The sequence below is a fragment of the Azonexus fungiphilus genome (genome assembly GCF_003634965.1).
In the GTDB taxonomy this organism is placed as follows: Bacteria; Pseudomonadota; Gammaproteobacteria; order Burkholderiales; family Rhodocyclaceae; genus Azonexus; species Azonexus fungiphilus.
The window spans coordinates 44,005-56,331 of record NZ_RBXP01000001.1 but is presented as its reverse complement, the minus strand read 5'-3'; the positions used below and the strand labels follow the sequence as shown (position 1 = coordinate 56,331).

Here is a 12,327-nt window from a genome sequence, read left to right as displayed (position 1 = left end):
GGATGGCTCAATCGACCTTGAAGCCGGCAACCGAGCCCTTGAGTTCGGAAGCCAGCGCGGACAGTTCGTCGACCGCCTCGGCGGTACGCTGCGTACCGGCGGTGGTCTGCTCGGTGACGCGCAGGATGTCCTGCATCAGGCGGGCGACGTGGGTTGCCGAATTGGCCTGGCTCTGCGTCGAACTGGAAATGCTCTGGATCAGTTCGGCGAGATTGCGCGAAACCTGACCGATCTCGGCCAGCGCCTGACCGGCGGCATCGGAAAGCTTGGCGCCCTCGACCACGCCCTGAGTCGACTGTTCCATGGCGGAGACGGCATCCTGGGTGTCGGTCTGAATCGTCTTGACGATCGCCGCGATCTGCTTGGTCGCTTCGCCGGAACGTTCGGCCAGCCGCTGCACTTCCTCGGCCACGACCGTGAAGCCGCGCCCGGCGTCGCCGGCCGACGCCGCCTGGATGGCGGCGTTGAGCGCCAGCACGTTGGTCTGTTCGGTAATGTCGGAAATCAGTTCGACGATTTCGCCGATCTCCTGCGAACTTTCGCCGAGACGCTTGATCCGCTTCGAGGTTTCCTGGATCTGGTTGCGGATTTCGTTCATGCCCTTGATCGAGTCCTGCACCGCCAGCGTCCCCTTTTCAGCGGCCATCAGCGACTGGTTCGCAACCTGCGCCGACTGGCTGGCGTTGCCGGAAACCTCGTTCATCGACCGTGCCATCGCCAGCGCCGACTGGCCGGCTTCCTGAATTTCGCTCGACTGGCGCTCGGCAGCCTGGAGCAGTTCGGCCGATGTCTGACGGGCAATTTCGGTCGCCGCCGTGACGCGGTTGGCCGCATCGTTGATGCGGCCAACCAGCACGCGCAGTTCTTCGATGGTGTAGTTGATCGAGTCGGCGATGGCGCCGGTGATGTTCTCGGACACGGTGGCGGTAACGGTCAGGTCGCCGTCGGCGAGGTCGCCGAGTTCGTTCATCAGACGCAGGATGGCGTCCTGGTTCTCGCGGTTGGCGTTTTCCGAGGCGACGCGCTGCTTCTCGACTTCCTGGGTCCGCCGCTCGGCATCGTCACGGTAGACGCGCACCAGCATCGTCAGCACGCTGAGGGCGGCGCCGATCAGCACGATCATCGCGACGATGAACAGGGCCCGGCCGCTGAGCGCTTCCTGATAGCCGCGCGCCAGTTCGTCGGTTGCCTTGAGCAGGTCCTCGCTGTCACGGAAGATGCGCGAGCCGGCCTGCTTGGACAGGACCAGCGGCTGCATGTTGCCGAGGATGCCGGAAATCGCCGACTCGTAGTCCTTGAAGGCAGCTTCCAGCGCCTCGACCTTGGCCCGCGAATCGGCATCGCCGGCACGCGCCAGGCCCTGCATCAGGTCGCGGAAGTTGTTGGTATCCTTGCCGAGGAGGAAGGCGACTTCCGGGTTGATCTCGGCGCCGACCAGCAGCGCCGAGGCGTTCTTGGCGATACGCTGGGTCAGCATGACCAGCTGGTTGGCCGCGGCGATCTCGCGGGCGGTGGCGCCGGCCTGCAGCTTGAGCGCAGCGACCTGCTCGGTCAGTTCGAGCATGATCGCGTTGTTGTCGTCGATGGTGGCAACGTTCTTGCCCAGTGCGATCAGGTTCTTTTCCTGGCCGATCACCGTCTCGGCGTCCTTGTCGGTCTGCACCCAGCGCTGGCTGAGCGTATCGAGCTGGGCCTGCACCGCCGCCGGCGAGGCCGGCACGCTGACGCTGCCGAGTTCGCCGCCGCGGGTCAGCTTGTCCATCAGGTCGCCGAAGGTGGTCCGCGATTCCTTGAGCTGGGCGAACGCCACCGGGTTGCCCTGGAGCGCCAGCGACGAGGCCTTCGCCAGGCGCTGCGAGAGCATCCGCATTTCACCGGCAGCGGCGACGTAGGCGGTCGCCTGCGACGAATCGCGGTTGTCGCGGGCGACCAGGATGGCGATTACCAGCAGCAGGCCGAAGAAGATGGCCGCCAGGATCTTCATCTGCTGGACTGCCGTCTTGCCGGCCAGGAAACCCGGCCCGGCCGCAGCCGTCTTCGCCTTCGACAGCGGCTCGTCCCCGGTCACGGTGAGCGGCGACACATTCTGTTTGGCGGCCCCGAATTTCGGGAGTTTGAAGCGCAAAGCCATTTCTATCCTCCACTGCGACCCGTCGGCGCGGGCCAGCTCTTATAGTCCGATGTTCATGAAATCCTGGTCGGCGAGCAGTTCACGCACGGCCAGCTTGCGCCAGACCCTGCCGTCGGCGTCGCTGAAACGCTGCCGACCCCAGGCGCGGAATGCGTCGTCGGCGGGCAGCAGCTCGAAATTCTCGGGTTTCTTCAGGCCCAGCATGCGCGAGACCAGCAGCGCCGCGTTCGAGCCGTGGCGCACGCCGATCAGCAGCAACCGGGCATTGGCATTGCGCGGCGTCGGCTGGGCGCCGAGGAAGGCGGCAAAGTCGGTGACCGCATAGAGATTGCCGCGGACGTTGGCAATTCCGGAAAACCACGGCCGCGCCAGCGGTACCGGCGCCAGCTGCGGCGCCTGGACAATCTCGCCGCCGTCGGACAGGTCGATCAGCCAGCCTTCGCCGGCGATCTCGAGGCCGAGCCAGGAAGCGCCCCCGTGCCCCTGCGCCGCGTCGCTGAGGCGACCGGCGAGGTAGGCCTGAAAATCGCGCAGACTGCTCTTGCGGGCCATGGCGATCTCAGGGCAGGGCGGCGATGCGCTGCAGCAGTTCCTGCGGATTGAGCGGCTTGACCAGGTAATCGACGGCGCCCTGGCGCAAGCCCCAGATCTTGTCCGTCTCCTGGCCCTTCGAGGTGCACACGATGACCGGGATGTGCTTGGTTTCCTCGTCGCGGGTCAGCGTCCGCGTCGCCTGGTAGCCGTTCAGGCCGGGCATGACCACGTCCATCAGGATCAGGTCGGGCTTGGTCGCCTTGGCCTTGGCGATGCCTTCTTCGCCGTTCTCGGCGGTGGCGACCAGGTAACCGGCCTTGCTCAGCAGATCGACCGCAAAGAAGCGTTCGGTGGGGGAATCGTCGACGACGAGGATGTTCTTGACGGGCATTGTTGCTCCCTGGACTACGGTTTGAGTTCTTCCATCTCCGGCGCCAGTGCGAAGCTGGCGACGGTCTGCAGCAGGCTGTCCTTGGTGAAGGGCTTGGTCAGGTACTGGTCGGAGCCGACCATGCGACCGCGGGCGCGATCGAACAGGCCGTCCTTGGACGACAGCATGATCACCGGGGTGGCCTTGAAACGCGGGTTCTTCTTGATCAGTGCGCAGGTCTGGTAGCCGTCGAGGCGGGGCATCATGATGTCGCAGAAGATCACCGCGGGCTGGTGATCGGCGATCTTGGCCAGGGCATCGAAGCCGTCCTCGGCGAGAACGACCTGACAGCCGGCCTGCACGAGAAAGATCTCGGCACTGCGGCGTATCGTGTTGCTGTCGTCGATGACCATCACGCGGACGCCGCGCAGTCTCGATAAATCAGTCAATTCACTGCCCCCTGAGTGTCTCTTGGCGCACTTTGCTTGGAGCAGCCATCTTACTACGGAACCGCTGCCGTTCGGCAAACCGTAACTCGCCAGGCATAAGCGGAGGAAACCCGGCCGGCAGCGCGAATCGGATAGAATTCTGCCTTCGAACCAGCGTTCCCGATCATGCAGACCACCCCGACCCCGCCGGCCAATCCGCCGCAGGTACTCGTCTTCGCCGCCAGCGACCCGTCCGCCGGCGCCGGCATCCAGGCCGACATCCTGACCCTGGCCAGCCTCGGCTGCCACCCGCTGACCGCACTGACCGCACTGACCGTCCAGGACACCACCGGCGTCCAGTCACTGCATCCGGTCGCCGCCGAACTGCTCGAGCAGCAGGCGCGGACGGTGCTTGAGGACATGCCGGTGGCCGCCTTCAAGATCGGCCTGCTCGGCAGCGTCGAGAACGTCCTGGCGGTGGCCGAGATCGTCGGCGACTACCCCGAGATTCCGCTGATCTTCGACCCGGTGCTAGCCTCCGGCCGTGGCGACGACCTGTCCGGCGAGGAAGTGATCGCGGCGATGCGCGAGATGCTGCTGCCGCAGACCACGATCATCACCCCCAACGCCCCCGAGGCGCGCCGGCTCGCCGAAAGCGACGAGGACGACGGCGAACCCGGGCTCGACGTCTGCGCCGCCCGGCTGATCGAGATGGGCGCGCAGTACGTGCTGATCACCGGTACCCACGAGAACACGCCGCAGGTGGTCAACACCCTCTACGGCGAATCCGGCGTGATCCGCCACGACCGCTGGGAGCGCCTGCCCGGCAGCTACCACGGCTCGGGCTGCACGCTGGCCTCGGCGATCGCCGGCTGCATCGCCGGCGGCGCCAGCGTCGAGGAGGCGGTGCGCGACGCCCAGGACTACACCTGGCAGGCGCTCAAGCACGGTTTCCGCGGCGGCATGGGCCAGTTCATTCCCGATCGCCTGTTCTGGGCGCGCGACGACGAGGCCGACGGCAAGGACGGCAAAGATGGCCAATCCTGAGCAGCTCGCCCGGCTACGCGGACTGTACGCGGTCACGCCGGAACGGGCCGACGGCGGCGCGCTGCTCGCCGACGTCGAGGCGGCGCTGGCCGGCGGTTGCCGGGTCGTCCAGCTGCGCGACAAGCTGAGCCCGATGGCAGAACGCCTGGCGCGCGCCCGCGCGCTGCGCGCGGCGACGCTGCGCCACGGTGCGCTGCTGCTGATCAACGACGATCTGGCGCTGTGCCGACTGGTCGATGCCGACGGCGTCCACCTCGGCCGCGACGACGGCGACCTCGCGCAGGCCCGCCGCCTGCTCGGCCCGGAGAAGATCCTCGGTGCCTCCTGCTACGCCGACCTGGCGCGGGCGCAGGCCGCCGAGCAAGCCGGCGCCGACTACGTCGCCTTCGGCGCCGCCTTTCCGTCGCCGACCAAGCCGGAGGCGGCAAACGCCACGGTCGACCTGTTTTTCCGGGCAAAAACCGCGTTGACCGTCAAGGTCTGCGCGATCGGCGGCATCACCGCCGCCAATGCGCCGACGCTGCTCGCCGCCGGCGTCGACCTGCTCGCCGTGATCACCGATCTCTTTTCGGCGCCGGACATCGCTGCCCGTGCCGCCGCCTATCAACGACTTTTCGAGGAAGCCCAGTCATGACCTCCCGTAACGAAGAACTCTTCGCCCGCGCCCAGAAACACATCCCCGGCGGCGTCAATTCGCCGGTGCGCGCCTTCCGCTCGGTCGGCGGCACGCCGCTGTTCTTCCAGAAGGGCGCCGGCAGCCAGGTGCAGGACGCCGACGGCAAGTGGTACACCGACTACGTCGGCTCCTGGGGCCCGATGATCCTCGGCCATGCCCACCCGGAAGTCATCGCCGCCGTGCAGGCCGCGGTGGTCGACGGCCTCTCCTTCGGCGCGCCGACCGAGAAGGAAGTCGAGATCGCCGACCTGCTCTGCGCCATGGTGCCGTCGCTCGACATGGTGCGCCTGGTTTCGTCCGGCACCGAGGCGACGATGAGCGCCATCCGCCTGGCGCGCGGCTTCACCGGTCGCGACATCCTGGTCAAGTTCGAGGGCTGCTACCACGGCCACGCCGACCATCTGCTGGTCAAGGCCGGCTCCGGCCTGCTCACCTTCGGCAATCCGTCGTCGGGCGGCGTCCCGGCCGGCACCGCCGAAACGACCATGGTCCTCACCTACAACGACCCGCAGGGGCTGGCCGAAGCCTTCAAGGCGCATGGCGACAAGATCGCCGCGGTGATCGTCGAGCCAGTGGTCGGCAACATGAACCTGATCGCGCCGACGCCGGAGTTCCTCAAGGCCATGCGCGACCTGACCGCGCAATACGGCGCCGTGCTCATTTTCGATGAAGTGATGACCGGCTTCCGCGTCGGCCTGAAGAGCGCGCAGGGCCTGTTCGGCATCACCCCGGACCTGTCCACCTTCGGCAAGGTGGTCGGCGGCGGCATGCCCATGGGCGCCTTCGGTGGCCGTCGCGAGATCATGGAAAAGATCGCGCCGCTTGGCCCGGTCTATCAGGCCGGCACCCTGTCCGGCAACCCGATCGCCACCGCCGCCGGCCTGGCGACGCTGAAACTCATTCAAGCGCCGGGCTTCCACGAGACGCTGACCGCCAAGACCAAGGCGCTGTGCGACGGCCTCGTTGCCGCCGCGCAGAAGCACGGCGTCGCTTTCAGCGCGCAGAACGTCGGCGGCATGTTCGGCCTCTACTTCGCCGAGCGCTGCCCGGGTACCTACGACGAAGTGCTGGCCTGCGACAAGGACGCCTTCAACCGCTTCTTCCACGCCATGATCGACGCCGGCCACTACTTCGCGCCGTCGGCCTTCGAGGCCGGTTTCGTCTCGGCCGCGCACAGCGACGTCGAGATCGCGGCGACCGTGGCCGCCGCCGACGCCTGGTTCGCGACGCAGCGCTAGGCGGTTTTTCGCCGGATTTGACGGTCGACCGTCAAATCCGGGCAAAAATCACATCAGGAACAGGGTCGCCAGGCCGAGGAAGATGAAGAAGCCGCCCGAGTCGGTCAGGGCGGTGATCATCACCGAGCCGCCGATCGCCGGATCAGCGCCGAACTTCTGGCGCATCAGCGGAATGCCGACGCCGGCGGAGGCGGCGAGCAGCAGGTTGAGCGTCATCGCCGCGGTCATCACCAGGCCAAGCTGGTAGCTGCCGTACAGCCACCAGGCGGCGACGCCGAGCAGGCCGCCCCAGATCAGGCCGTTGATGCTGGCGACGCCGAGTTCCTTGCGCAGCAGCCGGCGCATCGCATCGGGCTGGACCTGGCCCATGGCGATCGCGCGCACGATCATGGTGATCGTCTGGTTGCCGGAATTGCCGCCGATGCCGGCGACGATCGGCATCAGCGCGGCCAGCGCCACCAGCTTCTCGATCGAATCCTCGAAGGCGCCGATGACGCGCGAGGCGACGAAGGCGGTGACCAGGTTGACCGCCAGCCAGGCCCAGCGGTTGCGCACCGAATCCCAGACCGAGGCGAAGATGTCTTCCTCCTCGGCCAGACCGGCGTGGGCCAGTTGTTCCTGCTCGGCTTCCTCGCGGATGAAGTCGACCACCTCGTTGACGGTGACCCGGCCGAGCAGCCGGCCGTCGCCATCGACCACCGGCGCCGACACCAGGTCGTAGCGCTCGAAGGCCTTGGCGGCGTCTTCGGCCTCGTCGTCCGGCTCGAACTCGACGAAATCGGTGTGCATCAGGCTGCCGACCTCGACCTCGACTTCGTTGACCAGCAGGATGTTCAGCGGCAACACGCCCTTGAGGTGCTCGTCGCGGTCGACGACGAAGAGCTGGTCGGTGTGGTCGGGCAACTCGTCGAAGCGGCGCAGGTAGCGGAGCACGACCTCGAGGGTGACGTCCTCGCGCACGGTGACCATGTCGAAGTCCATGATCGAGCCGACCGAATCCTCGGCATAGGACATCGCCGCGCGCAGGTGCTCGCGCTCCTCGGCCGGCAGGCTGCGGAAGACGTCGTCGATGACGCCCTGCGGCAGGTCGGGGGCAAGGTCGGCAAGCTCGTCGGCATCCAGCGTTTCGGCGGCGGCAACCAGCTCGTTGCGGGCCATCGACTCGATCAGGCTTTCGCGGACCGCATCCGAGACTTCGAGCAGGATCTCGCCGTCGTGTTCGGCCTTGACCAGGTCCCAGACGATCAGGCGTTCGTCGGGCGGCAGCGCCTCGAGGATGTAGGCGACGTCGGCCGGGTGCATCGGCTCCAGCTTGTGCTGCAGTTCGTGCAGGTGCTGCTTGTGCACGATGTCCTCGACCAGGTCGTGGCGCGGGCCTTCCTGCCGGTGCACCAGGTCCTCGACCAGCTTGTGCCGGGCGAGCAGGGTCTGCACCTCGGCGAGGCGCTCCTGCAAGTCTTCGGCATCGGTCAGCTGGTTGTCTTCGCTCATGGTGCAGCGCCGCAATAGGTGCGCCATTTTAGCACCGCAACAGTGCGCGCCGGCCGCCGAATGCAGCCGAAAAGCCTGCGGTTTACCCCTACTCGGGGACCACCGCCGACGGCATCCGGGCGAGGATGATCCCGGCCTTGCGCGCCAGCCCCGGCGCGTTGCGGTTGCGGTCGTAGAAACGCGGATTGGGGACCATGCCGGCCAGCCGCGCCGCCTGCACCGGGCCAAGCTGGCCGGCACCGACGCCGAAGTAGTGGCGGGCGGCCGCTTCGGCGCCAAAGACGCCGTTGCCCCACTCGATGACGTTGAGGTAGACCTCGAAGATGCGCCGCTTCGACCACAGGTTTTCCAGCATCAGCGTGATCACCGCCTCCTCGGCCTTGCGGAAATAGGATTTGGTCGGCGTCAGGAACAGGTTCTTGGCGAGCTGCTGGCTGATGGTCGAGCCGCCGGCGACGAAGCGCCCCCTTTTCTGGTTCTTTTCGATGGCTTTCTGGATACCTTCCCAGTCGAAGCCTTCATGATCGACGAACTTGGCGTCTTCGGCAGCGATGATCGCGCGCTTCAGGTGGATCGAGATCTGCGCATAGGGCAGCCATTGCTGGCGCAGTTGCGCCGCCGGGTTCTTCTCGCGCAGTTCGTCGAGGCGGATGTCCATGAAGCGGGTGGTGCCGGGATTGAACTGCGACCAGAACATCACCCACAGGAACAGCCAGAGCAGCCAGGCGAAGGCCAGCCCGAGCACGCCGAGCAGCGCCCAGCGCAGCCAGCGGCCGAACGTCTTCATCCGTTCAGCGCCGCGCGCAGTGCCGCCAGCACCGGCACCGTCGCCGGGCGCACGCCGCGCCACACCGCAAAAGCCTCGGCGGCCTGGCCGACCAGCATGCCGAGACCGTCGGCGCAGCGCGCCGCGCCCTGGGCGCGGGCCTGTGCCAGGAAAGGCGTTTCGCTCTTGCCGTACATCATGTCGTAGGCCAGCGCGCCGGGCGCGAAGACGCCGCCGGGCAGCGGCAGGGCGTCGCCGGCGAGGCTGGCCGAGGTGGCGTTGATCACCAGATCGAAGCTTTTGCCTGCCAATTCTGCGAAATTCAGCGCGTCGACCGTGCCCATGCCGGCAAACGCCTCGGCCAGCGCCCGCGCCTTGCCGGCGCTGCGGTTGGCGATCGTCAGCGTCGCCGGCGCCGTCGCCAGCAGCGGTTCGACGACGCCGCGCGCGGCGCCGCCGGCGCCGAGCAGCAGGATGCGCTGGCCGGCCGGCGCGAAACCCAGGTTAGCGACAATGTCGGCGACCAGACCGGCGCCGTCGGTGTTGTCGCCACTGACCCGGCCGTCGGCGAAGCTCAGCGTGTTCACCGCCCCGGCCCGCGCCGCACGCGGGGTCAGCGTGTCGCACAGGCGAAAGGCCTCCTCCTTGAACGGCACGGTGACGTTGGCGCCACGCCCGCCCTCGCCGACGAAGGCGGCGAGGGCCGCGGCAAAACCGTCGACCGGCGCCAGGCGGGCTTCATAGACGAGGTCCTCGCCGCAGGCCGCGGCGAAGGCGGCGTGGATCGCCGGCGACTTGGAGTGGGCGATCGGATTGCCGAAAACGCAGTAGAGGTCGGACATGGGTGTCAGCGGTTACCGGTGGCGAGGGTGTCGCCGGGGACGAAATTCCATTCGCGGGCAAACGAAAGGACGCTGGCGCCGCCCATCGCCTCGCGCGGGATCGGCCCGAACGGCGCAGCCATGCGCAGGATGCGCAGGGCTGCCTGGTCGAGCACCTTGTGCCCCGACGAACGCGAGATTTCGGCGTTGTACAGGCTGCCGTCCTCGACGCGCAGCTCGACGAAGATGATCACCCGCCCGTAGAGCTTGCCGCGTGCTTCGTCGGGGTAATTGAGCGTGCCGATGCGCTCGATCTTCTGCTTCCAGGCATCGAAATACGGCGCCAGGGCGTACTCCTGGGTGCGCGCACCGACGAACTTCTTCTGCGGCCGCTTGTTGTATTCCTCGACCGACTTGTTGATCTCGCCTTCGAGGCGGGCCATCGCCCGCGCCGCGTCGGCCAGGTCGAGGCCGCTCAGCGGCGCCGCCGGTGCCGGCTGTTCGCTGCGCGTCTCGGCGGCAGCGACCTTGGCCAGGCTGCGCGCCTGCGCCAGCATCTTCTGCTGGGCCGCCTCGAGTTCCTGGACACGCTTGCGCATCTGCAGCAGGTCGTCGCCGCTCAGCTGGCGCTCGGTCGGCGGCAACGGCGTCTTCGCCCGGCGCGACTCGTCGGTATTGCCGCCGCCGTCGAGATTGGCCTGGGCGAGCGCCTGGGCATCGCTCGGCGCGCGGCTCGAGCGGGCATTGACCAGGATGATGTCGAGCGCCTTCTCGCGGGCAACGCGGGAGGCCTCGGGAAAGGCGAAATGCAGGCTGAGCAGCAGCCCGTGGAAGAGCAGCGAAATCGCGATCGCCACCCACAGGCGACGGTCGGCCGGGTTGCCGGGGAGCAGCGACGCCTTCAATCGAGTTCTTCCTCCGCCTCCGCGTCCGCTGCTGCCGAAGGCACCGCCGCGGCATCGAGCAGTCCGACGAAGCGCAGGCTGAGCTCGGGGCCGAGCAGGTCGATGCTCTCGACCGCCAGACGCAGGCGCTGGCCGGGCATCAGGTCGGCCGGGATCGACGGCACCCGGGTCAGCAACGGCAGGTGGTCGAGCTTGACCAGTTGTTCGCGGCGCACGCTCGCGTCGATTTCATGGATGTCGTGCTGCTGCAGCCAGCGCAGGCACCAGTAGCGTTCCATCTGGCGCTGGAAATCGGCATAGGCGGCGTAGGTCAGCTCGAAATCGCGCATCGCCGCGAACAGTTCGGCCGACTTCTGCGGGAAGGGCGGCGGATTGCCGCGCAGGCAGGCGATCAGCTGCCACTGGTTGACCAGGTCGCAATAGCGGCGCAGCGGCGAGGTCATCCAGGCGTATTGCGGCACGCCCAGGCCTTCGTGCGGCAGCGGCGAGGTGGTCATGCGCACCTTGCCCTGGGTCTGGGCGCGGTACAGGCAGGCGATGTTCTTCTCGGCAAGCAGGCCGCCCCAGGTCGAATTGGCGACGATCATCAGCTCGGCGACCAGCTTGTCGAGCGGGCTGCCGCGCTTGCGCTCGCTGATGCCGACGCTGCAGCTGTCCGGGTCGGCGAGGTCGCCGACGATCTCGAAGTTGTAGTCGTTCACGCCCTGCACCGCCGACGGTTTGCCGCGGCGGCCTTCGCAGGCGTTGGCGAAGTGCCACAGGTGCAGCAACTCGCGGGCAAAGGGCTTGTCCGGCAGGGCGCCGCCGACCGTCTCGGCGTTGAACCAGGGTTCGACGTCGTGGTGACGCAGGTTGTCGGCGATGTGCACCAGTTCGACGCAGGATTCGTGGGAAACCACCTCGAAAACGTCGTTGACCGTCAGATACAGCGACACCGCCGGGCAATCGACGCCGCCGGCCAGCGTGTAGTTCTGGACCACCGCGTCGGGCAGCATGGTGATCTTGTTGCCGGGCATGTACACCGTCGACAGCCGCGCGCGGGCAACGCCGTCGAGCGGCGAACCGTGCTCGATGGCGAGCCCCGGCGCGGCGATGTGGATGCCGATGCGGGTGCCGATGCCGGGCAGCCAGGTGACCGACAGCGCGTCGTCGATCTCGGTGGTGTTGGCGTCGTCGATCGAGAAGGCGCGCACGCCGGCCTTCGGCAGATCAGACGGCAGGCCGGGCGCCTCGAGCGCCGGGAAGCCGGTGCCCTTGGGGAACTGCTCGTGCAGGAAGCGCTTGTAATGCAGGTGATAGGCCGACTTGATCGCGCCGCACTTGAACAGCAGTTGCGCGGCACTCAGTCCGGTTTCGGCGCAGGCGCTCTCGAAGGCCTTGGTTTCCGGCTTGTTGCGGTCCGGCGCGTAGAGCAGGGCATCGGTCAGCGCGCCGATTTCCGGCGGCAGGCGGAATTCCTTCAGCTCGGCGAGCCAGCCTTCCATCGCCAGCGCTTGCTGACGCTTTTTTTCAAGATTGGCCAGAGCAGCTGCGAGAATGTCGGCTGGCGCCTTGCGGAAGCGGCCCTTGCCTTTGCGGTGGAAATAGACGGGCGCGGCGTGCAGGGCAAGCAGCACCGCCGTCGCTTCGACCGGCGCGGGGTCGTGTCCGTAGTAATCACGGGCAAAATCCAGAAACGAAAATTCGCCATCGCTGACGCACTCCCACAGGAAATCGGCCTCGATCTCCCCGGCCAGCGGCGTCGCCTGCTCGAGCAGGTGGGCGGCGGAGGGAGTCGCGAAACGCAACAACACGGTGGCGGCCTTGATCTTGCTGCGCTTGCCGGTCGGCAGTTCGACCTGCAACGAGCTGTCGTTGTCGGCCATGATGGTGCCGGCCTTGAAGCCGCCGTCTTCTTCAAACAATACGTTCATCGGCGGA

Annotated in this window: 12 protein-coding genes; 3 read left to right on the top strand and 9 right to left on the bottom strand. The window is 67.4% G+C overall.

Going from position 1 to position 12,327, the window contains the following annotated elements; all coding sequences use genetic code 11:
* Positions 1 to 7: 7 nt before the first annotated feature.
* The 4 genes from DFR40_RS00285 to DFR40_RS00270 are packed head-to-tail and all read right to left on the bottom strand — an operon-like array spanning position 8 to position 3,448.
* Positions 8 to 2,131: a methyl-accepting chemotaxis protein gene (locus DFR40_RS00285; RefSeq protein ID WP_121456493.1), complete on the bottom strand. Its 2,124-nt coding sequence runs from the start codon at positions 2,129 to 2,131 to the stop codon at positions 8 to 10.
* Positions 2,132 to 2,170: 39 nt separating this feature from the next.
* Positions 2,171 to 2,683 carry a chemotaxis protein CheW gene (locus DFR40_RS00280; RefSeq protein ID WP_121456492.1) on the bottom strand — a complete coding sequence of 171 codons (513 nt, stop codon included), beginning with the start codon at positions 2,681 to 2,683 and terminating at the stop codon, positions 2,171 to 2,173.
* Positions 2,684 to 2,690: 7 nt separating this feature from the next.
* Positions 2,691 to 3,056, bottom strand: a complete 366-nt coding sequence (locus tag DFR40_RS00275; RefSeq protein ID WP_121456491.1) for a response regulator transcription factor — start codon at positions 3,054 to 3,056, stop codon at positions 2,691 to 2,693.
* A 14-nt stretch (positions 3,057 to 3,070) separates the two neighbouring features.
* Positions 3,071 to 3,448: a response regulator gene (locus tag DFR40_RS00270; protein WP_121456490.1), complete on the bottom strand. Its 378-nt coding sequence runs from the start codon at positions 3,446 to 3,448 to the stop codon at positions 3,071 to 3,073.
* A 201-nt stretch (positions 3,449 to 3,649) separates the two neighbouring features.
* Here DFR40_RS00270 and thiD point away from each other — a divergent pair, with 201 nt between their 5' ends.
* From thiD to hemL, 3 genes are read left to right on the top strand one after another with little or no spacing between them, the layout of a single operon-like run.
* Positions 3,650 to 4,510: a bifunctional hydroxymethylpyrimidine kinase/phosphomethylpyrimidine kinase gene (gene thiD / locus DFR40_RS00265; RefSeq protein ID WP_121456489.1), complete on the top strand. Its 861-nt coding sequence runs from the start codon at positions 3,650 to 3,652 to the stop codon at positions 4,508 to 4,510.
* Positions 4,497 to 5,144 (top strand): thiamine phosphate synthase, encoded by a 648-nt coding sequence (thiE, locus tag DFR40_RS00260; RefSeq protein WP_121456488.1) that lies wholly within the window; start codon positions 4,497 to 4,499, stop codon positions 5,142 to 5,144. Before thiD ends, thiE begins: the two co-directional genes overlap by 14 nt.
* Positions 5,141 to 6,424 (top strand): glutamate-1-semialdehyde 2,1-aminomutase, encoded by a 1,284-nt coding sequence (hemL, locus tag DFR40_RS00255; RefSeq protein WP_121456487.1) that lies wholly within the window; start codon positions 5,141 to 5,143, stop codon positions 6,422 to 6,424. Before thiE ends, hemL begins: the two co-directional genes overlap by 4 nt.
* A gap of 48 nt (positions 6,425 to 6,472) precedes the next feature.
* Here the strand turns inward: hemL and mgtE are convergent, their stop codons facing one another.
* From mgtE to DFR40_RS00230, 5 genes are all read right to left on the bottom strand, one after another.
* Positions 6,473 to 7,915, bottom strand: a complete 1,443-nt coding sequence (gene mgtE / locus DFR40_RS00250; protein ID WP_121456486.1) for a magnesium transporter — start codon at positions 7,913 to 7,915, stop codon at positions 6,473 to 6,475.
* Positions 7,916 to 8,003: 88 nt separating this feature from the next.
* A complete protein-coding gene (gene mtgA / locus DFR40_RS00245) occupies positions 8,004 to 8,702 on the bottom strand; it encodes a monofunctional biosynthetic peptidoglycan transglycosylase (RefSeq protein WP_121456611.1) in 699 nt (232 codons plus the stop codon).
* Positions 8,699 to 9,523 (bottom strand): shikimate dehydrogenase, encoded by an 825-nt coding sequence (gene aroE / locus DFR40_RS00240; protein WP_121456485.1) that lies wholly within the window; start codon positions 9,521 to 9,523, stop codon positions 8,699 to 8,701. Before aroE ends, mtgA begins: the two co-directional genes overlap by 4 nt.
* A 5-nt stretch (positions 9,524 to 9,528) precedes the next feature.
* Entirely contained in the window at positions 9,529 to 10,407 is an 879-nt protein-coding gene (locus DFR40_RS00235) for an energy transducer TonB (RefSeq protein WP_211329699.1), read from the bottom strand.
* Entirely contained in the window at positions 10,404 to 12,320 is a 1,917-nt protein-coding gene (locus DFR40_RS00230; RefSeq protein WP_121456484.1) for a ribonuclease catalytic domain-containing protein, read from the bottom strand. The genes DFR40_RS00235 and DFR40_RS00230 overlap by 4 nt, the downstream gene beginning before the upstream one ends.
* Positions 12,321 to 12,327: the final 7 nt, after the last annotated feature.

Coding starts and splice junctions, on each gene's coding strand:
- thiD (WP_121456489.1), top strand. CDS start 3,650: ATGCAGACCACCCCGACCCCGCCGGCCAATCCGCCGCAGGTACTCGTC.
- thiE (WP_121456488.1), top strand. CDS start 4,497: ATGGCCAATCCTGAGCAGCTCGCCCGGCTACGCGGACTGTACGCGGTC.
- aroE (WP_121456485.1), bottom strand. CDS start 9,523: ATGTCCGACCTCTACTGCGTTTTCGGCAATCCGATCGCCCACTCCAAG.
- hemL (WP_121456487.1), top strand. CDS start 5,141: ATGACCTCCCGTAACGAAGAACTCTTCGCCCGCGCCCAGAAACACATC.
- mgtE (WP_121456486.1), bottom strand. CDS start 7,915: ATGAGCGAAGACAACCAGCTGACCGATGCCGAAGACTTGCAGGAGCGC.
- DFR40_RS00270 (WP_121456490.1), bottom strand. CDS start 3,448: ATGGTCATCGACGACAGCAACACGATACGCCGCAGTGCCGAGATCTTT.
- mtgA (WP_121456611.1), bottom strand. CDS start 8,702: ATGAAGACGTTCGGCCGCTGGCTGCGCTGGGCGCTGCTCGGCGTGCTC.
- DFR40_RS00275 (WP_121456491.1), bottom strand. CDS start 3,056: ATGCCCGTCAAGAACATCCTCGTCGTCGACGATTCCCCCACCGAACGC.
- DFR40_RS00230 (WP_121456484.1), bottom strand. CDS start 12,320: ATGAACGTATTGTTTGAAGAAGACGGCGGCTTCAAGGCCGGCACCATC.
- DFR40_RS00280 (WP_121456492.1), bottom strand. CDS start 2,683: ATGGCCCGCAAGAGCAGTCTGCGCGATTTTCAGGCCTACCTCGCCGGT.
- DFR40_RS00285 (WP_121456493.1), bottom strand. CDS start 2,131: ATGGCTTTGCGCTTCAAACTCCCGAAATTCGGGGCCGCCAAACAGAAT.